19 protein-coding genes are annotated in these 20,886 nt (G+C 64.9%); 8 read left to right on the top strand and 11 right to left on the bottom strand.

Annotation, left to right across the window (positions count from 1 at the left end; all coding sequences use genetic code 11):
* Positions 1-6 precede the first annotated feature (6 nt).
* From ppx to SCD90_RS04265, 5 genes are all read right to left on the bottom strand, one after another.
* Positions 7-1,488, bottom strand: coding sequence for an exopolyphosphatase (gene ppx / locus SCD90_RS04285; protein ID WP_319843401.1), 1,482 nt, complete (start codon positions 1,486-1,488; stop codon positions 7-9).
* Between the two features lie 61 nt (positions 1,489-1,549).
* The gene (locus SCD90_RS04280; protein WP_319843400.1) at positions 1,550-3,745 is read right to left on the bottom strand and encodes an RNA degradosome polyphosphate kinase; all 2,196 of its coding nucleotides are present in this window, start codon (positions 3,743-3,745) and stop codon (positions 1,550-1,552) included.
* 73 nt (positions 3,746-3,818) lie between these two features.
* The gene (locus SCD90_RS04275) at positions 3,819-4,508 is read right to left on the bottom strand and encodes a P-loop NTPase family protein (protein ID WP_319843399.1); all 690 of its coding nucleotides are present in this window, start codon (positions 4,506-4,508) and stop codon (positions 3,819-3,821) included.
* Complete coding sequence (locus tag SCD90_RS04270; RefSeq protein WP_319843398.1) at positions 4,505-5,647, bottom strand: AI-2E family transporter; 1,143 nt, start codon at positions 5,645-5,647, stop codon at positions 4,505-4,507. The genes SCD90_RS04275 and SCD90_RS04270 overlap by 4 nt, the downstream gene beginning before the upstream one ends.
* Complete coding sequence (locus SCD90_RS04265) at positions 5,644-6,222, bottom strand: CDP-alcohol phosphatidyltransferase family protein (protein WP_319843397.1); 579 nt, start codon at positions 6,220-6,222, stop codon at positions 5,644-5,646. The genes SCD90_RS04270 and SCD90_RS04265 overlap by 4 nt, the downstream gene beginning before the upstream one ends.
* Positions 6,223-6,296: 74 nt before the next feature.
* Here SCD90_RS04265 and SCD90_RS04260 point away from each other — a divergent pair, with 74 nt between their 5' ends.
* From SCD90_RS04260 to purN, 3 genes are read left to right on the top strand one after another with little or no spacing between them, the layout of a single operon-like run.
* Positions 6,297-6,689 (top strand): DUF930 domain-containing protein, encoded by a 393-nt coding sequence (locus tag SCD90_RS04260; RefSeq protein ID WP_319843396.1) that lies wholly within the window; start codon positions 6,297-6,299, stop codon positions 6,687-6,689.
* A 52-nt stretch (positions 6,690-6,741) separates the two neighbouring features.
* Positions 6,742-7,809 (top strand): phosphoribosylformylglycinamidine cyclo-ligase, encoded by a 1,068-nt coding sequence (gene purM, locus SCD90_RS04255; RefSeq protein ID WP_425265636.1) that lies wholly within the window; start codon positions 6,742-6,744, stop codon positions 7,807-7,809.
* Positions 7,809-8,459, top strand: coding sequence for a phosphoribosylglycinamide formyltransferase (gene purN / locus SCD90_RS04250; protein WP_319843395.1), 651 nt, complete (start codon positions 7,809-7,811; stop codon positions 8,457-8,459). The genes purM and purN overlap by 1 nt, the downstream gene beginning before the upstream one ends.
* 186 nt (positions 8,460-8,645) lie before the next feature.
* Here the strand turns inward: purN and SCD90_RS04245 are convergent, their stop codons facing one another.
* The 3 genes from SCD90_RS04245 to ndk all read right to left on the bottom strand — a co-directional run bounded on the left by SCD90_RS04245 (position 8,646) and on the right by ndk (position 10,330).
* Positions 8,646-8,966 (bottom strand): hypothetical protein, encoded by a 321-nt coding sequence (locus tag SCD90_RS04245; protein ID WP_319843394.1) that lies wholly within the window; start codon positions 8,964-8,966, stop codon positions 8,646-8,648.
* A 120-nt stretch (positions 8,967-9,086) separates the two neighbouring features.
* Complete coding sequence (locus tag SCD90_RS04240; protein ID WP_319843393.1) at positions 9,087-9,797, bottom strand: TerC family protein; 711 nt, start codon at positions 9,795-9,797, stop codon at positions 9,087-9,089.
* A 110-nt stretch (positions 9,798-9,907) separates the two neighbouring features.
* Positions 9,908-10,330, bottom strand: coding sequence for a nucleoside-diphosphate kinase (gene ndk, locus SCD90_RS04235; RefSeq protein WP_319843392.1), 423 nt, complete (start codon positions 10,328-10,330; stop codon positions 9,908-9,910).
* Positions 10,331-10,498: 168 nt separating this feature from the next.
* Between ndk and SCD90_RS04230 the strand changes: the two genes are divergently transcribed.
* Positions 10,499-12,352 carry an ABC-F family ATP-binding cassette domain-containing protein gene (locus SCD90_RS04230; RefSeq protein WP_319843391.1) on the top strand — a complete coding sequence of 618 codons (1,854 nt, stop codon included), beginning with the start codon at positions 10,499-10,501 and terminating at the stop codon, positions 12,350-12,352.
* A gap of 6 nt (positions 12,353-12,358) precedes the next feature.
* On the opposite strand, the gene SCD90_RS04225 is transcribed toward SCD90_RS04230, so the two are convergent.
* Entirely contained in the window at positions 12,359-13,270 is a 912-nt protein-coding gene (locus SCD90_RS04225) for an AraC family transcriptional regulator (RefSeq protein WP_425265635.1), read from the bottom strand.
* A 115-nt stretch (positions 13,271-13,385) separates the two neighbouring features.
* Here SCD90_RS04225 and SCD90_RS04220 point away from each other — a divergent pair, with 115 nt between their 5' ends.
* Positions 13,386-14,141, top strand: coding sequence for an SDR family NAD(P)-dependent oxidoreductase (locus SCD90_RS04220; RefSeq protein ID WP_319843390.1), 756 nt, complete (start codon positions 13,386-13,388; stop codon positions 14,139-14,141).
* Between the two features lie 12 nt (positions 14,142-14,153).
* On the opposite strand, the gene SCD90_RS04215 is transcribed toward SCD90_RS04220, so the two are convergent.
* Positions 14,154-14,603, bottom strand: a complete 450-nt coding sequence (locus SCD90_RS04215; protein WP_319843389.1) for a DNA polymerase III subunit chi — start codon at positions 14,601-14,603, stop codon at positions 14,154-14,156.
* Positions 14,604-14,646: 43 nt separating this feature from the next.
* On the bottom strand, positions 14,647-16,146 hold the full coding sequence (locus SCD90_RS04210; protein ID WP_319843388.1) for a leucyl aminopeptidase: 1,500 nt from the start codon (positions 16,144-16,146) through the stop codon (positions 14,647-14,649).
* A 118-nt stretch (positions 16,147-16,264) separates the two neighbouring features.
* Here SCD90_RS04210 and lptF point away from each other — a divergent pair, with 118 nt between their 5' ends.
* Genes lptF through SCD90_RS04195 form a run of 3 tightly spaced genes read left to right on the top strand, consistent with a single transcriptional unit; the run spans position 16,265 to position 20,875 of the window.
* Positions 16,265-17,386 (top strand): LPS export ABC transporter permease LptF, encoded by a 1,122-nt coding sequence (gene lptF, locus SCD90_RS04205; RefSeq protein ID WP_319843387.1) that lies wholly within the window; start codon positions 16,265-16,267, stop codon positions 17,384-17,386.
* 1 nt (position 17,387) lies between these two features.
* Positions 17,388-18,473, top strand: a complete 1,086-nt coding sequence (gene lptG / locus SCD90_RS04200; RefSeq protein ID WP_319843386.1) for an LPS export ABC transporter permease LptG — start codon at positions 17,388-17,390, stop codon at positions 18,471-18,473.
* Positions 18,470-20,875: an LPS-assembly protein LptD gene (locus SCD90_RS04195; protein ID WP_319843385.1), complete on the top strand. Its 2,406-nt coding sequence runs from the start codon at positions 18,470-18,472 to the stop codon at positions 20,873-20,875. The genes lptG and SCD90_RS04195 overlap by 4 nt, the downstream gene beginning before the upstream one ends.
* Positions 20,876-20,886 lie beyond the last annotated feature (11 nt).

The following is a 20,886-nucleotide window of genomic DNA, read 5'->3' as shown; positions in this document are numbered from 1 at the left end:
TCTCGGCTAAGGCGAGACCTGGACTGCCGGTTCCTTGCCGAGCAGCTTTGCCATCTGGCGAACGCGGTTCGCGAGGCGGTCGCCCTTGAGATCGGCCAGTTCCGGCGGCAGCGTCAGCACCAGCCGGTCTCCGGACACCACCAGCGCGGCGCGCGGCAGAACGCCGGGCGTAGACGCCGAGACAAGATAGGCCACGCGCATCGCGGCGCCGAGAAGGCGGGCTTGCTCCAGCAGACGCGGGGTCACGAGTGCCCGCAGCCGTGGGCTGACACCCTCGTCGCGCAAGCCTTCATGGCGGTAGTAGACAGCCAGAGCCAGATAGCCGCGCCCGCTGTGGTCGACGCCCACGAAAGCGGCGTTGGCGATAATGTTGAAGCTCTGCTCCCCCCGGTAGTCGGGATGGGCCCGCCAGCCGAGATCGCCGAGATGGCAGGCGGCGTGGCGAAGACGCGCCTCCTCATCGCTCTCATCGAGACCGGCCGACTCGAACAACTGGTCCGTCCAGTCGACAAGCTCGTAACCATGGCGGGGTGAGCGGGAGCGCAGCGCGCTCAGATCGGCAGCAGCCGTCACCAGCGGATCCTGCTGCTTCTCCGCGTCATCCAGCACCTCGTAGAGAAGGCCTTCGCGCACGCCGACGCCGGAAATCATGACATCCTGCGGTTTCGCCGCGGTGATGATGTGCTGGAGCAGCAAGGCGCCATAGGGCAGCAAAGGCCGCCGGTCGCTGGCAACGGACTCCACGCCGCGCAGTCCCGCCGGGTTGCTGGTGGCCACCCGGCGACAGAAGGCCAAGGCCTCCTTCGCCGGAATGGTGTAGCCGTGCATGACGCGCAGCGGGTAGTCCTTTTCCGACATGTGCAGGCGCGCGAGCGCTCGCCATGTGCCGCCAACGGCATAGAAGGTCTTGCCCTCATAGGAGGCGATGTCCGGCACCCGCTTCAACTGGTCGACGATCAGTTTCTCGGCCTTCTTGATCTGGCCGTCGGCTGCGTCCTGGAGGAACAGGCCGCCGAGAGGAAGCGTGATCCCGTTGCCGATCGTGCGGTCGAAGACACGCACCAGCTCAAGGCTGCCGCCGCCCATATCGCCCACGATGCCGTCCGGATCATGGACGCCGGAGACGATGCCGAGAGCGGAGAGATAGGCTTCGCGCTTGCCCGAGAGCAGCTGGATCTCGGCACGGCAAATGCGTGACGCCTCCTCGAGGAAGGCTTGGCCGTTCTCGGCATCCCGCGCGGCGGCCGTCGCGAGAACCCACAGCTGCCCGACATTCATAACGTCGCAAAGAGCCCGGAAGCGCCGCAGGGCCGCGAGCGCACACGCGACGGCCTCGTCAGCTAGCCTTCCCGTCAGCGCAACCGAGCGGCCAAGGCCGCACATGGCCTTCTCGTTGAACAAAGGCGTGGGGCTGCGTGCCAGCCCCTCATAGGCGACGAGACGAACGGAGTTCGACCCGATGTCGATGACGGCCACGGTGGCGCCCATGCGCAACCGGCCCCTCGCCTCCTCCATCTCCCGGGAAACGGACGTCGCCACAGACACTGGGTCAGTCCCGCCCACGGCGTGCGATACGGCGCGGCGGGCTTTTCTTGACGGATTTGCCACGGCCGGAAAGACTCGGATTGGTCATGAAGTAACGATGGGCGTTGAACGGTTCCTCGCCATCCTGCGGATGGATTCTGCGGGAGGTGCCGTCCGGCAGTACGGTCCAGCTCTGCTGGTTGTCCTTCAGATTCGCCACCATGATCTGGTCGAGCACCTGCTCGTGCACGGTGGGATTGAGGATCGGCACCAGCGTTTCCACCCTGCGATCAAGGTTGCGAGGCATCCAGTCCGCCGAGGAGATGTAGACGACGGCCCTTGGATGCGGCAGCCCGTGGCCGTTGCCGAAACAGATCACGCGGGAATGCTCCAGGAAGCGGCCGACGATCGACTTCGCCCTGATGTTGTCCGACAGGCCCGGCACACCTGGACGCAGGCAGCAGATTCCGCGGATGACGAGATCCACTTCCACACCCGCGCGGCTGGCATCGTAAAGCGCGTCGATGATCACGCTGTCGACGAGGCTGTTCAGCTTCACCCAGATGGCCGCCGGGCGGCCTGCTTTGGCGTGCGCGATCTCGCCGGCGATGTGTTCGAGAATGCGACGCCGCAGCGTGAAAGGTGACGCCGCCATCACTTCAAGTTCCGCCGGCTCGGCGTAGCCCGTGATGAAATTGAACAGGCGGGCAACGTCGCGCGCGATGACCGGGTCTGCGGAGAAGAAGCTGAGGTCGGTGTAGATGCGCGCCGTGATGGGGTGATAATTGCCAGTCCCCATATGGCAGTACGTGACGAGTTGACCCGACTCGCGGCGCACCACCAGCGAGAGCTTGGCGTGCGTCTTCATCTCGATGAAGCCGAAGACAACCTGCACACCGGCTTTTTCCAGGTCTCGGGCCCAGCGGATATTGGCTTCCTCGTCGAAGCGTGCCTTCAGCTCGACCAGTGCCGTCACCGACTTTCCGGCCTCGGCAGCTTCCATCAAGGCGCGGACGATGGGGCTGTCGGACGAGGTGCGGTAGAGCGTCTGCTTGATAGCGACGACATCCGGGTCCCGCGCAGCCTGGTTCAGGAACTGAACGACGGCATCGAAGCTCTCATAGGGATGATGGACGATGATGTCCTTCTGCTTGATGGCGGCAAAGCAATCGCCCCCATGTTCGCGGATGCGCTCCGGAAAGCGCGCATTGTAGGGGATGAACTTCAGCTCCGGGCGTTCGACGGAAACGACCTGCGAGAGCTCGTTCAACGCGATCAGCCCGTCGACGAGGAATATCTCGGTCTCGCGGACGTGCAGGGCGGCGGCTACGAACTGCAGGAGTTCGGGCGGCGTCGCACTCTGGATTTCGAGACGGATGACCGTTCCGCGGCGACGCTGCTTCAAGGCCGATTCGAAGAGGCGGACGAGATCTTCCGCCTCCTCCTCGACTTCGATGTCGCTGTCACGAATGACGCGGAAGGCGCCCTGCCCCTTCACGAGGTAGCCGGGGAAGAGCCGGTTGATGAAGAGCCCGATGACATCCTCGAGCAGCACCAGGCGCGTCGTGCCACCTTCGCTGTTTGCCAGGCGGATGAAGCGGTCGATCTTCGCAGGAACGCGGACAAGCGCATTGAGCGCGCGACCATCGCTGTGCCGCGCCATCTGCAGCGCCAGCGAGAAGCCGAGATTGGGAATGAACGGGAACGGATGCGCCGGGTCGACAGCCATCGGCGTCAGCACCGGGAAGATGTACTGCATGAAGTAGTCTTCGAGCCACGCATGCTCGGTCGCGCTGAGATCAGCGGGCCCGACCATGACGATCCCGGCCTTGGCAAGCTCCGGCTGCAGTTCCAGCCAACGGCGCTGCTGGTCTCCCGCCAGGGCGACGACCACGTCGTTGATCCGCGCCAGTTGTTCGGTCGGCGTCAGTCCGTCCGGGCTTATGACCGTGACGCCGGTGCGCTCCTGCCCCTTGAGGCCGGCTACGCGCACCATGAAGAACTCGTCCAAATTGTTGGCGGAGATGGACAGGAACCGCACCTGCTCCAGCAATGGATGGTTCGGGTTCGCCGCTTCTTCCATGACGCGGCGATTGAACTGCAGCCAGGAGAGCTCGCGATTGATGAACCTGTCCGGCGAGTGCCTGAGGTCCGAGGACGGCTGCGTGACGGCGACCGGATTGTCCTGCACTGCGTTGTCGTCCAGCTCAAGATCGGTCATTTGGGGGCTCGCCTGCGGGGTGGATGTCGCAGCTTTAAGACGCGTACGTGGCGGCTGAACGACAGTCACGGGCTCAATCCTCTCCGATGCTTAGCCGTGCCAGTACGGCAGCGGCAACCGGCCGGGTGATGCCGCGGCCAAGCGCCAGCGCCTCCTGGTCCAGTTCGGCGACCAGCCGGCGCGCCGATCCAATGGAACGCTCCATGCGCCGGGCAACATAGTCGATGACCTCTACATCGACCGCAAGCTGGCGGTCATCGAAGAGCTTAACGAGCACCGCACGAACAAGTTCATCACCGGGTGCCGAGAGGTCCGCCCTCGGCATGGCGCGGAGACGCGATGACAGATCGCGGATTCGCGGCCATGACGCCGTGACCTCGGTTGCGGAGGTGAGGAGCAGCCAGCCCTCCCGCTCTCGGGCCGTGTTGAGGAGGTGGAAGAGGACTTCCTCATGAACATCGGCGCTGTCGATGTCCTCCACGGCAAGCTGGAAGCCCGCCGGAAGAGCTGCGATATCGGCCTCCCGCAACTGCGCGGCAGTAGCGATCCGAGCACCGGCCACTTCGGCCCAGATGGCGGCAAGGTGGCTTTTTCCCGAACCGGGCTGGCCGTAGAGCAGCACGGCGCGCGACGGCCAGTTGGGCCAGGACGTCACCAGTGCATGAGCCGGCGCATTGGAACGCTCGACCAGATAATCCTCCGCCGAAAGACGCGGTGAGCCCTCCAGCGCGAAGGTCAACTGGCGCGGAGAAGCCCCCGTCATATGATGAGGTCCGACTCGCTCGGCCGTCCGGAATAGATAGGACTTTCCCTGTACTGGCGGGTGGCGAAGCGGGTCAGCACGCCAATCGCGGCGGCCAGCGGCACGGCCAGTAGAAGTCCGGCGAAACCGAAGAGCGATCCGAACGCCACGAGGGCGAACATCAGCCAGACCGGATGCAGGCCCACGGACCGGCCCACAAGGTTAGGCTGCAGGATGTTGCCCTCGACGAATTGGCCGAGGATGAAGATGCCGATGACGAGGCCTATCCAGAGGTAATCCGGCCAGAACTGGACGAGGGCAACACCCCCGGCCAGCACGAAACCCGTGGCCGATCCTACATAGGGAATGAACCCGATGATGCCGGAGATGAGGCCGATCAGGAGCCCGAAGTTGAGGCCAGCAAGGGAGAGGCTGATGGCATAGAAGCCGCCCAGAATCAGGCACACTGCGCCCTGCCCCCGCACGAAGCCGGCGATGGCATCGTCCATCTCGGAGGCAAGGCCCCGCGCGGTCTCACGGTGGTAGACCGGTATGAGCGAGTCCACCTCGCGAACCATGCGGTCCCAGTCGACCAGCATGTAGAAGGCGACCACCGGCGTGACCACGAACAGGCTGGCGATCGACATCAGAGTGCCCGTCGTAGACCACAGCCCTTTCAGGACGCCGCCGAACCAGCCTGCGCCCTGGCCGACCATCGCGTCCACCGAAGCCTGGACGTCCGGCACCATGCCTCCGGTGATTTCGCGCAGCCATCCCAAGCCCGGACCGGCGATCAGGGCCTGAATGCGCGATATGATGTTCGGCAGGTTCTCGAGGAAGGAATTGAACTGGTTGACGAGCAGCGGCGCCAGGACCGCGATACCGACCACGGCGAGCAGCACGAAGGTCAGCAGGATGACCAGGGCAGACAAGGTCCGGCTCAGGCCGGTGCGCTGGAGCCTGTCTGCCAGGGGATCGAGAAAATAGGCGAGAGCAAAGCCGGCCACGAAAGGCAGCAGGATGTTGCTGAGCAGCCAGAGGATGAGGACGAGGACGAGAAATCCAGCGCTCCAGAACAGCGCCTGCCGCGGCAGGCTGAGGCGCACCTTCACCGGGACGGAGGAGACTGCCTGCTGTTCGACCTGCGGTTCCGGGATCATGGGCGTTCCTCTGGTGGGGCCATGTGCCTCATCCAAGCCGCCAGATAGGCGGCGGCCGACGCAAGCGTCAACACACCCACCAACAGGCCGCACTGGTGGAACCATGTGCCCGCGTCGATGTCGAAGCCGACGACCGCAAGCGCAAGAGCCGCAAACGAAATCTGCGCCGCCGTGTTGATCTTCGAGATCTTCAGCGGCCGGATGGCAAACGGCTGTTCAAGACCCCAGCACAGGATCACCGCGCCGACGATAAGCACGTCGCGCGACACCACGGCGATGGCCAGCCACACCGGAATGTCACCGCCGACGGCAAGCGTCACATAGATCGAGACCAGCAGCGCCTTGTCGGCGATAGGATCGAGATAGGCTCCGAGCTCCGTCCTCTGGTCCCAGACGCGCGCCAGATAACCGTCGATCGCATCCGAGATGCCGGCTGCGAGAAACACCACGAAGGCAGCATGGCCATAACCGCTGAGCATCAGCCACACGACCAGCGGAACAGCGAAAAGCCGCGCGATGGTGATCATGGTGGGTATGTTCAGCGCCATGATGACCGGCCTAGCAGATGCCGCCATCCACGTCACAGGGCATGGCGCGTTCGACGTTTAGCGACCTTGCGCGAAGCAGCGCGGCACCGCCACAAGGCCGCATGAGAAAATGGCCGAGCCTGTTCACCGTTGTCGCCCTCGCCTCATCCTTTCCGGCGCATTCTGCCGAAAGAGGACTGCAGAAGAGCCTGGAGAAGCTGGAGCCTGCTACACGGATGCTGGAGGTCTGCGACATCGATGCCGCGCGCCGCATCAGCAAGCAGAAGGAGTATTCCGGCGTCGACCGTGTCGTCTCGGATGCCCGCGCCGGTTCCGTCACGGCGGGCGAACAGGTGACCGCCTCGGGTGCTGCGTTCCGGCGCGCGGGGCGCTGGTACAATCTGCAGTACACGTGCACCCTCGCCCCGGGCCACACCGCAGCGAAGGCGCTGAAATACACGATCGGCCGGGAAATTCCGCGCGCGAAATGGGAAGAGTACGGACTTTGGGAATGACCCTCGTTGAAACCGCTTCCCGTGCGGGGTAATCCGTGCGCGACGGGAGAACATGATGGCTGAGACAAAGGGGCTGACCTATCGCGACGCGGGCGTGGACATCGACGCCGGCAATGCGCTCGTCGATGCCATCAAGCCGCTGGTCCGCGCGACGCGCCGGCCCGGGGCGGATGCCGAGATCGGCGGGTTTGGCGGCGTGTTCGACCTGAAAGCCACCGGCTACAAGGATCCGGTGCTCGTCGCGGCGACAGACGGTGTGGGCACGAAGCTCAAGATCGCCATCCAGACCGGCATCCATGACACGATCGGCATCGATCTCGTGGCCATGAGCGTCAACGACCTCGTCGTCCAGGGCGCCGAACCGCTGTTCTTCCTCGACTATTTCGCCTGCGGCCAACTCGCTCCCCAGACGGGCGTGGATGTGGTGAAGGGCATTGCCGAAGGCTGTGTCGAGGCCGGCTGCGCGCTGATCGGCGGCGAAACCGCCGAGATGCCGGGCATGTATGCGGAAGGCGATTACGATCTCGGCGGCTTCGCGGTCGGTGCGGCGGAGCGCGGAACCCTGCTGCCGCGCGGCATCGCCTCGGGCGATGTGCTGTTCGGCCTCGCCTCCTCCGGCGTGCATTCGAACGGCTACTCGCTGGCGCGCAAGGTGGTCGAGATTTCCGGCCTCGGCTGGGACGCGCCCGCCCCGTTCGCGCCGGCCATCAGCCTTGGCCGCGCCTTGCTGGCGCCGACCCGCATCTACGTGAAGTCGATCCTTCGCGTGCTGAAGGAGACCGGCGGCGTGAAGGGTCTGGCGCACATCACGGGCGGCGGCTTCCCGGACAACATTCCTCGGGTTCTGCCCGACGATCTGGCGGCACGCGTCGATCTTTCCGCCATCGAGACGCCCGGCGTATTCCGCTGGATGGCGGCGACCGGGAACATCGAACAGAGCGAGATGCTGCGTACATTCAATTGCGGGATTGGCATGGTCGTGGTGGCGGATGCAGCCATGGCCGATGCGGTCGGCGCGGCCTTCGCCGATGCCGGCGAGACCGTGGTGCGGCTCGGCGAGATCGTGCCCCGGACTGGCGAAGCCACGCTGCTCGAAGGCAGCCTGGATCTCTCGTTCTGATGAAGCGGACGCGCGTCGGCATCCTCATCTCCGGGGGCGGCACCAATATGTCGGCGCTGATCGCGGCCGCCGAGGATCCGGACTTTCCTGCCGAGATCGCAGTGGTGATCTCGAGCCGGCCAGATGCGCGCGGGCTGGAAAAGGCGCGCGCGGCCGGCGTGCACGCGGTTGCCTTCGATCACCGCAGCCATGACCGTGCCGGACTCGAGATGATGGTCGATGCCGAGCTTGAGGCCGCACATGTCGAGCTTGTCTGCCTTGCCGGCTGGATGCGCCTGCTGTCGCCGTATTTCGTCGCGAAGTGGACGGACCGGCTGATCAACATCCACCCTTCGCTGCTGCCCAGCTTCCGCGGGCTGCACACCCACGAGCGGGCTCTGGAAGCCGATGTGAAGCTGCACGGCTGCTCGGTGCACTTCGTCCGGCAGGATGTGGATACCGGGCCGATCATCGCGCAAACGGCTGTGCCGGTGTTGCCGGGAGACGATGCTGATGCGCTGGCGGCGCGGGTGCTTGCCGCGGAGCACAGGCTTTATCCACACGCGCTCAGGCTGGTCGCGTCGGGTGCCGCGCGAGTCGAGGGTGAGCGGGTAGTGTTTGATTCACCCGGCCTGGAGGCGGCCCCGGCGCTGCTGTGGCCGCCAGCCTAGCCGGCTGAGCTTTGCTGGATCGAATGGGCTCGTTGGGTGAGTGCGGCGCGACTGCTTCTCTGAGCGTATGGGTCCTGACCTTCGTCGGGACGCCGATCGTGCAACACGCTCAGCCACGTCCCGGCGTAGGCCGGGACCCATATTGCAGAGCGTCGGGGGCGATTCTTGCACCCGACCCCGGGTCGTTCAGCCCTTCTTCTGGCAGGTAGCCCAAGCCGCTTCGGCCAAAGGCTCCATCCGCTTCGGCATCTTGCCGGAATAGGATGCGATCTCATCCGGGGTCATCGCCTTGGTGACGGCTGCCGTGTAGCAGCGGCACTGCGGTGCGGCCCCGCCATCGACGCCGGGCTTTGTCTGGGTCAGGACGCAGCTGTCCAGCAGCTTTACCCTTACCCCATCCCGCGTCAGAGGCGCGGCGGGGGCCGACTTGCCGGCGCCACTGCCGAAGAGACCTTGCGCAGCCGCCGCCGGCACGAAGCCTGCACATGCCAGCGCACCGACAGACAATGCCGCAATCATAAACCCGGAAGTCCGCATCCCTACCCCCTGAAAACAACAATGCGGGTAACCCCGAGGGCACCCGCATTGCAAGATGTAAGCGTGGTTTGCGCCAGCGGCGCAGCCGCGTCAGTGCGTCGGGGTCAGGTCCTCGGCCTCGGCGCGCTTCTCGGCGGAGATACGCGACAACAGCCAGCCGACCATGACGACGGCCGCGGCGAGTACGATGGCGACGGTCGTCTCCCAGCTGTGGATGAACGCCTCGCCGAAGCGCTCGACCAGTGCCACGTCGGAGACGAGCATCTCGCCGGCCACGAAGCCGAGCAGAGCCGCGCCCGCCCACACGATGATGGGGAACTTGTCGATGGCCGCGAGGATGATGGCGCTGCCGGCGATGATCATCGGGATCGAGATCACGAGGCCCAGGATGAGCAGGCCCCAGTGGTCGCCCGCGACGCCTGCGATGGCGATGACGTTGTCGAGGCTCATCACCACGTCGGCAATGGCGATGGTGCCGACCGCGCGCCACATATTGTCGTGGCCCTGGACGCCGTGCTCATCGTCGTTCTTGGGACGGATGAGGTCGATGGCGATGTAGAGCAGCGCGAGCGCGCCGATGACCTTCAGATAGGGGATGCCCATCAGGGTCACGATGATGAGGGTGAAGATGATGCGCAGGCCGATGGCCACGCCCGCGCCCAGGATCATGCCGGTGCGGCGCTGAGCCGGCGGCAGTGACCGGCAGGCCATGGCGATGACGACCGCGTTGTCGCCCGAGAGCAGGGCATTGATCCAGATAATCTGGCCGAGGGCCAGCCATTCAGTCGCGCCAAATTCCATCAGATTTGCCTCTTTCTGTCCCTAAGGGACGTCGTTTCCACCCGTTAAAAGAAAGACACTGCCGTCTTTGGCCGAAAAGGAATGGCCGGCCCCGGGGCCGGCCATCCGGATCAGCCGACGATCTCGTTGTCGTCGAAGAAGAACTTGATCTCGGTCTGCGCCGCTTCGGGCGAGTCCGAGCCATGCACGGTGTTGGCTTCGATGCTTTCGGCGAGTTCCTTGCGGATCGTGCCGGCATCGGCGTTCGCCGGGTTCGTCGCGCCCATCACTTCGCGGTACTTCGCGATGGCGTTCTCGCCCTCGAGCACCTGCACCACGACGGGGCCGGAGATCATGAAGGTGACGAGATCTTTGAAGAAGCCGCGCTCCTTGTGAGCAGCGTAGAAGCCTTCGGCCTGCTCGCGGGACAGCTGAACGCGCTTGGAGGCTACGATCTTCAGTCCGGCGCTCTCGATCTTGTCGATGACCTTTCCGGTGATGTTGCGACGCGTCGCATCAGGCTTGATTATCGAGAATGTGCGCTCGACGGTCATAGTCAGACCCCGTAGATATACTGGTAAGTGCCGGCTTATACACGGCATGCCTTCTTCTGCAATCGAAACACGACAAGTGCGAGTCGTTCGCAGCCGACAGCGGCTTTCCGTCGCATAGTTGATCGTCTAAGGCTTGCTCCCGAGCGTGTCTGACGGCACAAAGCGCCCATGCTTCAGGTTACCGATCTCACGCTCCGCATCGCGGGGCGCACACTCATAGAGAATTCCAGCGTCTTCATCCCGGAAGGCGCACGCGTCGGCATTGTCGGACGCAACGGCACGGGGAAGACCACCTTTTTCAAGGCGGTGGCCGGCGACATCTCGCCGGACGATGGATCGCTGAAGCTTCCGAAGGGCGCGCGCTTCGGCCGCGTGGCGCAGGAAGCGCCCTCGGGTCCGGACAGCCTCATCGAGCGCGTGCTGGCGGCGGACGTCGAGCGCACCCGGCTGCTGGAGGAGGCGGAGACCGCCACCGACCCAGCCCGCATCGGCGAGATCCACAGCCGCCTCGTGGACATCGACGCCCATTCGGCTCCGGCCCGCGCGGCCCGCATTCTCTCCGGCCTCGGCTTCGACACCGAGGCCCAGGCGCGGCCCTGCTCGTCCTTCTCCGGCGGCTGGCGCATGCGCGTGGCGCTCGCAGCGGTGCTGTTTTCCGAGCCGGACCTGCTGCTGCTCGACGAGCCGACCAACCATCTCGACCTCGAAGGCACTCTCTGGCTGCAGGACTATCTGGCGCGCTATCCGCGCACCGTCCTCGTCATCAGCCATGACCGCGACCTGCTGGACGCGTCCGTCGACCACATCCTGCACCTCGACCAGAGCAAGTTCGTCCTCTATCGCGGTAACTTCACCAGCTTCGACCGCCAGCGGCGCGAAAAGCTGCTGCTCGACGCGAAGGCCAAGAAGAAGCAGGACGACGAGCGCTCGAAGCTGGAAGCCTTCGTGGCTCGCTTCAAGGCCAAGGCCTCCAAGGCGAAGCAGGCACAGTCCCGCGTCAAGCGGCTGGAGAAGATGGAGACCATCTCCGTCTCCATCGAAAGCAATGTGCCGCCCTTCTACATACCGCCTTTCGACAAGCCGCTGGCGCCGCCCATCATCGCGCTCGACGGCGTGACGATCGGCTATGGCGACACGCCGATCCTCAAGAAGCTGAACCTGAACCTTGGACCGGACGAGCGGATCTGCCTGCTTGGCGCCAACGGCAACGGCAAGTCCACGCTGTCGAAGCTGTTCGCGGGCGAACTGCAGCCGATGGCCGGGCGCATGCAGCGCTCGTCCAAGCTCACGGTCGGCTATTTCTCACAGCACACCACCGAAGGCCTCGTGATGGAGAACAGCCCCTACCAGCATGTGCGCGAGCGCATGCCGGGCGCGGCCGAATCCGTCGTGCGCGGCCGCACCGCGCGCATCGGCTTTTCGGGTCAACGCTCCGAGGTGCCGGTGAAGAGCCTGTCCGGCGGCGAGAAGGCGCGCCTCGCGATGGGGCTTGCGGTGTTCGAGGCCCCCCAACTTCTCATCCTCGACGAGCCGACCAACCATCTCGACATCGACAGCCGCGCCGCTCTCGCCGATGCGCTGAACGAATACGAGGGCGCGGTGATCCTAGTCAGCCATGACCGTTATCTGCTGGACGCCTGCGCAGACGAGCTGTGGCTGGTCGCGAACGGCACCGTGACGCCCTATGACGGCACGCTCGAGGATTACCAGAAGCAGGTGCTGAGGGCCGCCCGCGGTGACAGCGACGGCAAACCCGCCAAGAAGGCGGACAAGGGCGAGCCTGACCTGACGCCGCTGCGCGTCAAGGTGAAGGACTGCGAGGCCAAGGTGGCGAAGCTGGAGGTGGAGATCGCGAAGTATGACCGCGAACTCGCCGATCCGAAGCTTGCCGCGAGCAATCCGCTGAAGCTTTCGCAGCTCACCAAACGCCGGGCAACGGCGTCGAACCAGCTCGCGGAGGCCGAGGAAGCCTGGATGGCGGCCAATGGCGAACTCGAGCAGATGGCCGAGGCGGCCGAGTAGACGACACTACTCGGCAGCTTCCAACACGCCTCGTGCCGCCTCGGCGTCTCGCGCCGGCGAAGAGCCAAACATGCGGCCATATTCGCGCGTGAACTGCGGCGCGCTTTCATAGCCGACGGCAAAAGCTGCCGCGCTGGCCGACCGTCCTTCCGCGATCATCAGGCGGCGCGCCTCGATGAGGCGCAGCGTCTTCTGGAACTGCAACGGGGACAACGATGTCACCGCGCGGAAGTGGTGGTGGAACGAGGACAAGCTCATGCCGGCCACCGCCGCGAGGCGCCCGACCGGGATCGGCCGACTGAATTCGGCGCGGATCACCGCAACTGCCCGCGCCACCCGCTGCTCGTGCCCGTCGGGCCAGCCAAGCCGTCGAACTGCGGGGCCGTGCCGCCCCATCAGCAGCCAATAGTGCAGCTCCCGCATCAGCTGTTCGCGGAGAACCGGGATCGAAGCCGGGCGCTCGACAAGCCTCATGAGCCGCAAAGCGGCGTCGGACACTTCGCGATCCGTCGGTCCGATCTGAACGGGCGGGCCTCCGGGCCCCGCCGCGTTCCCTATCTCGAGGCAGAGATCGGTAATCAGCGCCGTGTCGAGTTCGAAGACGATGGACAGGTAAGGCGCATCTGCGCGGGCCTGGGTGATCTGGCTCACCATGGGCATATCGCCGGTGATGACCAGAGAGTCCCCGGCACCGAAATCGAGTTCTTCCCTGCCAACGGTTACGTGCTTGCGCCCCTGCAGGACAAGGCAGATCAGTGGCTTCGACACCGCATGGGCCAGACCGCTCGGCGCCTCGGAGCGGATGATCGTGACGCCGGTCAGCGGCGTCTGCGCCATCCCATCGGCTCCGGCATGAGCGTTGGCGTGAGTTTCGACGGTGGAAAGAAGGGCATCCGGCATGCCGCCAATGTAGCCCATCCCCGAAGTCCGTGCATCGCTTCCGGATTTTCAGGCAAGAATGGCGGAGCTTCCGGCAAAGGCATTCAGCCCTGCCCGGTTTATCCATTCGGCCTCACCCGATGGAGGCCGTGACATGACCAAGATTTCGCTCATCACCGGCGGCAGCCGTGGCCTTGGCCGCAACACCGCCCTCGCCGTGGCACGCCGCGGCGGCGACGTCATCATCACCTATCAGAGCCGCGCCGAAGATGCGCAAGCGGTGGTGGCCGAGATCACCGCAATGGGCAGAACCGCCGCCGCCCTTCAGCTGGATGTCGGTTCCGCCTCCAGCTTCCCGGCGTTTGCTGCGCAGGTGAAGACCCTGCTTGGCGATGTCTGGGGCCGCACCCAGTTCGATCACCTCGTCAACAATGCCGGCCACGGCAGCATGGCGACGATCGGGCAAACCGAGGAGGCAATGTTCGACCAGCTCGTGAACGTGCACTTCAAGGGCGTCTACTTCCTGACGCAGGAACTGCTGCCGCAGATCGCGGACGGCGGCCGCATCGTCAACTTCTCGTCCGGTTTGACGCAGATGATTTATCCCGGCTACGCGGCCTATGCCGCAGCGAAGGGCGCGATCGAGGTGCTGACGCGCTACATGGCAAAGGAGCTCGGCGGCCGCGGGATCGCCGTCAACACAATCGCCCCGGGCGCCATCGAGACGGATTTCGGCGGCGGCGCGGTGCGCGACAACACGGACATCAACAAGCATATCGCAGCGATCACCGCGCTTGGGCGCGTCGGCCTCCCCGACGATATCGGGCCGGTCGTCGCCGGACTGCTCTCCGAGGAGAGCCGCTGGATCAATGCCCAGCGCATCGAGGTTTCGGGCGGTCAGGCACTTTAGGAAAGCGGGCCCTCAGGCCTTCTTCACCCAGCGGCCATCGCCATCCTGCTGCCAGTAGGTGACCTGATGGCCGGCCGCTTTCAGCGCCTTCCAGCGCTCGCGCTCTGTCGCGAGCGCATCGGTCAGATTGCCGTCGAACATCACGATCGCACGGGTGTAGCCGGCAAGATCAGGTCCGGACGCGCCGTCGACAAGGACGCGAACTTTGGCCTTGTTCGGATTGATGTCCTCGGGCGTCAGGAAGATTGGCTGGGTCTCTACGGCCCCGTCCCGCACCGTTCCGTGCGGCAGGAAGCTCTCCGCTGAGTAGGTCCACAGCGCGTCGTCCAGCGCCTGGACACGCTCCTCGCTTGAGGCCTGCACCACCACGTTCCAGCCGCGCTCCAGGCACTTGCCAAGCAATTGCGGCAGCACGCGCTCAACGGGCTGGCTCTGGAGGTGGTAGAAAAGGATCTCTGTCATCGCTGCAAGGAGACGGGGCGGCTTTCACCGCCCCGCGCTTCACTCAGGCTTCGTAGTGGTCGGCGACCAGCCGGTCGAGCAGCCGCACGCCCCAGCCGGAGCCCCAGCTCTGGTTGAGGTCGTTCTGCAGCGAGCCCATGCCGGTTCCGGCGATGTCGAGATGCGCCCATGGGGTGCCGTTCACGAAGCGCTGCAGGAACTGCGCCGCCGTGATGGACCCGCCATGGCGGCCGCCGGTGTTCTTCATGTCCGCGAACTTGGAGTCGATCATCTTGTCATAGGCCGGGTCGAGCGGCAGGCGCCACACGCGCTCACCGGTGGCCTTGCCGGATGCCAGCAGGCGGTCCGACAGCTCGTCATTGTTCGAGAACAGGCCGCCATGCTCCTGTCCGAGAGCGACCAGCACGGCCCCGGTCAGTGTTGCGAGATCGACCATGAAGACCGGCTTGAAGCGGTCCTGCGCGTACCAGAGCACGTCGCCAAGGACGAGTCGGCCTTCGGCGTCCGTGTTGATGATCTCGATGGTCTGGCCCGACATGGAGGTGACGATGTCGCCCGGCCGCTGCGCTGCGCCATCTGGCATGTTCTCGGCGAGGCCGATCAGGCCGACCACGTTGACCTTCGCCTTACGCGCGGCCAGTGCGTGCATGAGCCCGACGACGCAGGCCGCTCCCGCCATGTCGCCCTTCATGTCCTCCATGCTGCCCGAAGGCTTGATGGAGATGCCGCCGGTGTCGAAGGTGACGCCCTTGCCGACGAACGCGACGGGCGCGGAATCGTCGCCCGCCCCGTTCCAGCGCATCACCACGATGCGGCTCTCGTTCTCCGAGCCCTGGCCGACGCCGAGAAGCGCGCCCATTCCGAGCTCGCTCATTGCGGCTTCGTCGAGGATTTCAACGTCGACGCCCTGATCAACCAGCTTGGCGGCGCGCTGCGCGAATGCTTCGGGATACAGGATGTTGGACGGCTCGTTGACGAGGTCGCGGGCGATGTCCACGCCGTCCGCGATTGCCTGCTGGGCAGTCCACAGCTCGGCTGCCTTCTCGTGCTGTTCGAGAGCGATGTTGAGCGCGTTGGCGCAGGCGCCGTTCTCGTCCTCGTCCTTCTTCTTCGTCTTGTAGCGGTCGAAGGTGTAGGCGCGAAGCCGGGCGCCCAGTGCCATCTGCGACGCAGCTATGGCTGCATCGTCGTCCAGCCCCGGCGGCACATCGACCAGCACGGTCGCGCTTTCGGCCTGTCCGATCTTGCGGAGCACCTGCCCGCCGGCCTTCACCCACTCCGTCGCGGGATCGCCTTCGCCGCGCCCGAGGCCGTAGACGACCAGCCGATCCAACGTGCTGCCCTGCGGCGCAAGGATCTCCAGCGTTGTGCCGGCCTTGCCCGTGAACTTCGCGGCCTTTGCATACCGGCCGAAGTCGCCCAGCGCCTCGATGATCCTGGCGGAGGTGCCGGAGAAGCCAAGGCGGCTGTCGGTGAGCACGACGGCAACACCCGTCTCGGGGATCGAAGGTGCAACGAAAGCGATGGTTGGATTGGAGGCCATTCGGGTAGATACTCCGCGTCGTGTTGGGGCGCGCCAGGGCTGCGCCGCTCGATGACGTGTTTAGAACAGGCCGCTGCATCCGACCAGCGCGCGGCACAAGGGCCTGATCCCCGGAACCATGCTGACCGCGCTCGACCGCTACATTATCCGCATGACGGGCGCGTCGTTCCTGACGAGTCTTTTCGCCACGACGGCGGTCGTCTGGGTGACGCAGTCGCTGCGCCAGATCGACCTTCTGACATCGAAGGGCCAGTCCCTGTGGACCTTTCTCCTCGTCACCACACTTGGCCTGCCAAGCCTTGCGCTCGTCGTCGCGCCGGTTGCCCTCTTCGGTGCGGTGATGTGGGTGCTGAACCGGCTGAACAGCGATTCCGAGCTGGCAGCCATGAGCGCAGCCGGCGCCACGCCGCTTCAGCTGATGCGTCCCTTCATCGTTGTGACGGTGGTCGTGGCCATCGCCACCGGCGTGCTCAGCACATCCGCCATCCCGGCCAGCCTGCGTGCTGTGCGCGAGATTGTGACCGCCATCCGTGCGGACGTTATCGTCAATGTGCTGCGACCGGGTGCCTTCAGCACCTTCAGCCAGGGCATCACCGTTCACGTGCGCGCCAGCGGGGCCGGCAATTCGCTCGTGGGCATGCTCATCGAGGATGACAGCGAGCCCGGGCAGAACCTCGTCTACACCGCCGAGCGAGGCCGCGTTGTTCAGGCCGGGGATACTTCGTACATCGTGCTGGAAAATGGAGCGCTCCAGCGCAAGGCGAGCGGCAGCGACGATGTCTCCATCGTGGTGTTCGAAAGCTACGCATTCGATCTTTCGCCGCTGGCGAGCCAGAGCGCGACGGCGAGCTTCCGCCCCCGGGAACAGACCGTGCAGAACCTCCTGAACCCTCCGGCCGAGGCCGTCGACACCAGCGGGAAACGCGGCCGCATACGCGCCGAACTGCATGACCGGCTGACGAATCCGATCTATCCGGTGGTGTTCATGCTGATCGCATTCGCGGCTCTGGGACGGACGCGCAGCAACAGGCAGGGCCGGATCAGCGCGACCCTGGCGGCGGTGGCGGCTATCGTGGCGGTGCGGGTCGCAGGACTGGGCCTGATCAACCTCGCCTCGTCGGCGGCCTGGGCGGTGCCGGCTCTCTATGCCTTCCTGTTCCTGACAGGTGCGGCAGCCCTTGCCCTGATCTTTGGCCGCGGCATCTCTCTGCCGCGCCGCCGCAGCCTGCAGCAGGCCTGAGATGCCGTTGCGTCTGTCGCTCTACATCGCGAAGCGTCTTCTCTGGACCACGTTGTTCTTCTTCATCGGCATATCCGTCCTTGTCCTGATCATCGATTTCCTCGAGCTGCTGCGGAAATCGGGCGACTCGCCGGATGCATCGGCTCTGCGCCTCCTGCTCATCTCGGGCGCGCGGGTGCCCTCCATCACCGAACAGACCCTGCCCTTCGCGGTGCTGTTCGCGGCCATCATGGCGTTTCTCCTGCTGTCCCGACGCCTCGAGCTTGTCGTGGCACGGGCCAGCGGGTTCTCCATCTGGCAGATCGTGCTGCCGACCGTGCTCGTCGCCGTCCTTGTGGGCATTGCGGCCACCACGGCGTTCAATCCGCTGTCCGCTACCCTGAAGGAGCACGCGAACGCGGAAGAATCAGCGCTGCGGCGCGGCAGCAACGGCACAGCCGCGCCCACCGGCCGGCGCTGGATCAGGCAACAAAGCGTGGATGGACAGTCGGTCCTGCGGGCGGATGCGTCCGCCGAACGCGGCACTCGCCTCACCGGCGTGACCGCGTTCGTGTTCTCGAAGGCAGGCGCTTTCCAGGAGCGGGTGGAGTCGCCTCTAGCGATCCTGCACAATGGCTATTGGGAGCTGGCAAACGCGCGAATCCTGCGGGTTAACGCGGCCCCGGAAGCGGACCAGACCTACACGCTCGCGACTTCGCTTTCCGCAAGTCAGGTGGCGGAAAGCCTTGCGCCCGCCGAGACCGTGTCCTTCTGGGAGCTACCGCGCGTGATCGATTTGTCGCAGCGCGCCGGTATCCCGGCATTAAGACTGCAGATGCAATATCAGGTACTGCTGGCTCGCCCGGCGCTGCTCGCAGCCATGGTGCTGATCGCGGCTTCCGTTGCCCTCGGCTTCGTCCGAACGGGCGGCATGGCCAAGGCGATTGTTGGTGGTGTGGGCGCGGGGTTCGTGCTTTATGTAGTGAACGAGATCGTCGAGGATTTCGGAGCTGCAGGCTTCATTTCCCCGGCACTCGCGGCCTGGGGGCCGGCCGTTATTGGGGCGTTAGTGAGCGTAACAGTGCTGCTCTTCAGAGAGGACGGATGATGAGGATCGCCAACCATGGCGGTTCCCTCCCCGCGTGGCGACGCAGTGCCGTCGGCGCGACCGCCGTCCTGTTCCTGATTCTCGGTCATGCTGCAGCGTCCGCGCAGACAGCGCCTCCTGTGGGGGTGCCTGCGAACGACGGCCAGATGTATGTCACGGCCAACGAGATGATCTATGACGATGCGCGCAGCACCGTCTCGGCCGTCGGCAATGTGAAGCTCTACCAGCGGGGCTCCGTGCTCGAAGCGGACCGGGTCGACTACGACCAAGCCGGCGGGCGCGTTCGGGCTCGCGGCAATGTGCGGATGACCGATCCGCAGAAGAACGTCTATTACTCGGCCGAGCTGGAACTGACGGACGACATGCGCGAGGGATTCGTGCAGTCGCTGACTGTGGAAAGCGCCGACAAAACGCGCTTCGCGGCTCGCAGCGCGACTCGTCAGGGTGGCAACGTCACCGTCTTCGACAACGGGGTCTACACGGCCTGCGAACCCTGCCGCGACAATCCGGAGAAGCCGCCGCTCTGGCAGGTCAAGGCCGCCCGCATCATCCACGATCAGGGCACCAAGACCATCCACTATGAGGATGCGAAACTCGAGTTCTTCGGCCAGCCTGTCGCGTGGCTGCCGTACTTCTCGTCGCCGGATCCGACGGTCAAGCGCAAGACGGGTTTCCTGCCCCCGCACATCATGTCCTCGACCGAATACGGCTTCGGGGTGAAGACGCCGTTCTTCTGGAACATCGCGCCCAACATGGACGTGACGTTCGCGCCGGCGGCGCTGTCCGGGCAAGGTGTGCTGGCGGATGTCGAGTTCCGGCACCGGCTGGAGAACGGCACCTACTCGTTCCGCGCAGCGGGCCTGTTCCAGGATGATCCCTACGCGTTCAAGGAGCTGGATCAACAGCAGGATGCGCGGGGAGCCATCCAGACCAAGGGCCACTTCGAGATCAACGAGATGTGGTCGTGGGGCTGGAACATCAACGTCCTGTCCGACCGCTGGGTACTCGACGATTACGATCTCTGGGGTGCGGACTGGTCCGAGGCCATTTCGACGCTCTACCTGACGGGTCAGGGAGAGCGCTCGTTCTTCGAGGCACGCGGGTACTATTTCTACGGCCTGTCGTCGGACGACGTGCAGGACCAGCTGCCGGTCGTCGGCGTCTGGGATTACAACTACGTCTTCGACAAGCCGGTGCTTGGCGGCGAGCTATCGTTCGACGTCAACCTGACGAACACCTACCGCAAGGACACGGATTTCGAGCCGCTGACGCGCGACAATGCGCGGCTGGGAGAGCTTCTCGGGGACGACATATCTTCGCGCGATCTGCGCCGGCGGAACCTGACTTGCGACGTCTTCACCACGGACTGCATCGCAGCCGGCGTGGGCGGCGCCTACACGCGCCTATCGACGGACGTGAAATGGCGCAAGGAGATGATCGACCCGCTCGGTCAGGTCTGGACGCCGTTCGCCTATGCACGGGGCGACTTCATCTGGATCGATCCGGAAGACAGCGAGAACCTCGCGAGCCTCATCAACACAGATTCCTCCACGATGGCGCGCGGCATGGTCGGCGCCGGGCTGGAATATCGCTACCCGTTCGCGATGGAGAACAGCCTCGGCAGCCACGTGTTCGAGCCGATCGCCCAGATAATCGTGCGCCCGGACGAAGGACATATCGGCGACGTTCCGAACGAGGACGCGCAGAGCCTGTTCTTCGACACCTCCACGCTGTTCTCGTGGGACAAGTTCTCCGGCTATGACCGGATCGAAGGCGGCGGCCGTGCCAATATCGGTGCGCAGTACACACTGACCACGCGCAATGGCGGCTTCATCAATGTGATGGCCGGCCAGTCGTACCACCTGTTCGGCCTGAACTCCTTTGCGGCAGACGACCTGACGCACACGGGCGAAGGCACCGGCCTGGAAAACGACCGCTCCGACTACGTAGCTAGTGCCTATGCGCAGTTCACGAAGGAACTGGCGTTTGCCGCACGCTTCCGCTTCAACGAGGAAAACCTCTACACGAACGCCATCGAGCTGGAGGCCCGCTTCGACAAGGGACCCGTCTCCGGAGCAGTCCTCTACGGCCGCTATGAAGACCAGCGCCGGCTCGGCTTCGGGGATGTCGGCGAAGGCATCCTCGGCAATCTGAAGGTAAAGCTGACCGACGAGGTCTATGTCGCTGGTGCTGCCCGCTACAACATCGACACCGAGAAGTTCGACAAGACCGAGACCGGCATCGGCTACATGGACGAGTGCTTTGCCTTCGGCCTGAACTACGCGGTCGATTTCAGCGAAAACGGCAACGAGGATCCCGTGCAGAAGGTCTATGTGACCTTTGCGCTTCGGACTCTCGGTGGTGGCGGCACCTCCATCAACGTGAACAGCGACAGCGACTAAGTTGCGCAGGC

It is taken from the genome of Terrihabitans rhizophilus (genome assembly GCF_033898525.1).
Taxonomy (GTDB): domain Bacteria; phylum Pseudomonadota; class Alphaproteobacteria; order Rhizobiales; family Methylopilaceae; genus Flaviflagellibacter; species Flaviflagellibacter rhizophilus.
The sequence above is the reverse complement of the archived record's forward strand: the minus strand, read 5'-3'. Positions and strand labels throughout refer to the sequence as shown.

What these genes read in the sequence shown, in the direction of transcription:
- ppx (WP_319843401.1), bottom strand. Translation starts at nt 1,488, where the DNA reads ATGGGCGCCACCGTGGCCGTCATCGACATCGGGTCGAACTCCGTTCGT.
- SCD90_RS04280 (WP_319843400.1), bottom strand. Translation starts at nt 3,745, where the DNA reads ATGACCGATCTTGAGCTGGACGACAACGCAGTGCAGGACAATCCGGTC.
- SCD90_RS04275 (WP_319843399.1), bottom strand. Translation starts at nt 4,508, where the DNA reads ATGACGGGGGCTTCTCCGCGCCAGTTGACCTTCGCGCTGGAGGGCTCA.
- SCD90_RS04270 (WP_319843398.1), bottom strand. Translation starts at nt 5,647, where the DNA reads ATGATCCCGGAACCGCAGGTCGAACAGCAGGCAGTCTCCTCCGTCCCG.
- SCD90_RS04265 (WP_319843397.1), bottom strand. Translation starts at nt 6,222, where the DNA reads ATGGCGGCATCTGCTAGGCCGGTCATCATGGCGCTGAACATACCCACC.
- SCD90_RS04260 (WP_319843396.1), top strand. Translation starts at nt 6,297, where the DNA reads ATGAGAAAATGGCCGAGCCTGTTCACCGTTGTCGCCCTCGCCTCATCC.
- purM (WP_425265636.1), top strand. Translation starts at nt 6,742, where the DNA reads ATGATGGCTGAGACAAAGGGGCTGACCTATCGCGACGCGGGCGTGGAC.
- purN (WP_319843395.1), top strand. Translation starts at nt 7,809, where the DNA reads ATGAAGCGGACGCGCGTCGGCATCCTCATCTCCGGGGGCGGCACCAAT.
- SCD90_RS04240 (WP_319843393.1), bottom strand. Translation starts at nt 9,797, where the DNA reads ATGGAATTTGGCGCGACTGAATGGCTGGCCCTCGGCCAGATTATCTGG.
- ndk (WP_319843392.1), bottom strand. Translation starts at nt 10,330, where the DNA reads ATGACCGTCGAGCGCACATTCTCGATAATCAAGCCTGATGCGACGCGT.
- SCD90_RS04230 (WP_319843391.1), top strand. Translation starts at nt 10,499, where the DNA reads ATGCTTCAGGTTACCGATCTCACGCTCCGCATCGCGGGGCGCACACTC.
- SCD90_RS04225 (WP_425265635.1), bottom strand. Translation starts at nt 13,270, where the DNA reads ATGGGCTACATTGGCGGCATGCCGGATGCCCTTCTTTCCACCGTCGAA.
- SCD90_RS04220 (WP_319843390.1), top strand. Translation starts at nt 13,386, where the DNA reads ATGACCAAGATTTCGCTCATCACCGGCGGCAGCCGTGGCCTTGGCCGC.
- SCD90_RS04215 (WP_319843389.1), bottom strand. Translation starts at nt 14,603, where the DNA reads ATGACAGAGATCCTTTTCTACCACCTCCAGAGCCAGCCCGTTGAGCGC.
- SCD90_RS04210 (WP_319843388.1), bottom strand. Translation starts at nt 16,146, where the DNA reads ATGGCCTCCAATCCAACCATCGCTTTCGTTGCACCTTCGATCCCCGAG.
- lptF (WP_319843387.1), top strand. Translation starts at nt 16,265, where the DNA reads ATGCTGACCGCGCTCGACCGCTACATTATCCGCATGACGGGCGCGTCG.
- lptG (WP_319843386.1), top strand. Translation starts at nt 17,388, where the DNA reads ATGCCGTTGCGTCTGTCGCTCTACATCGCGAAGCGTCTTCTCTGGACC.
- SCD90_RS04195 (WP_319843385.1), top strand. Translation starts at nt 18,470, where the DNA reads ATGATGAGGATCGCCAACCATGGCGGTTCCCTCCCCGCGTGGCGACGC.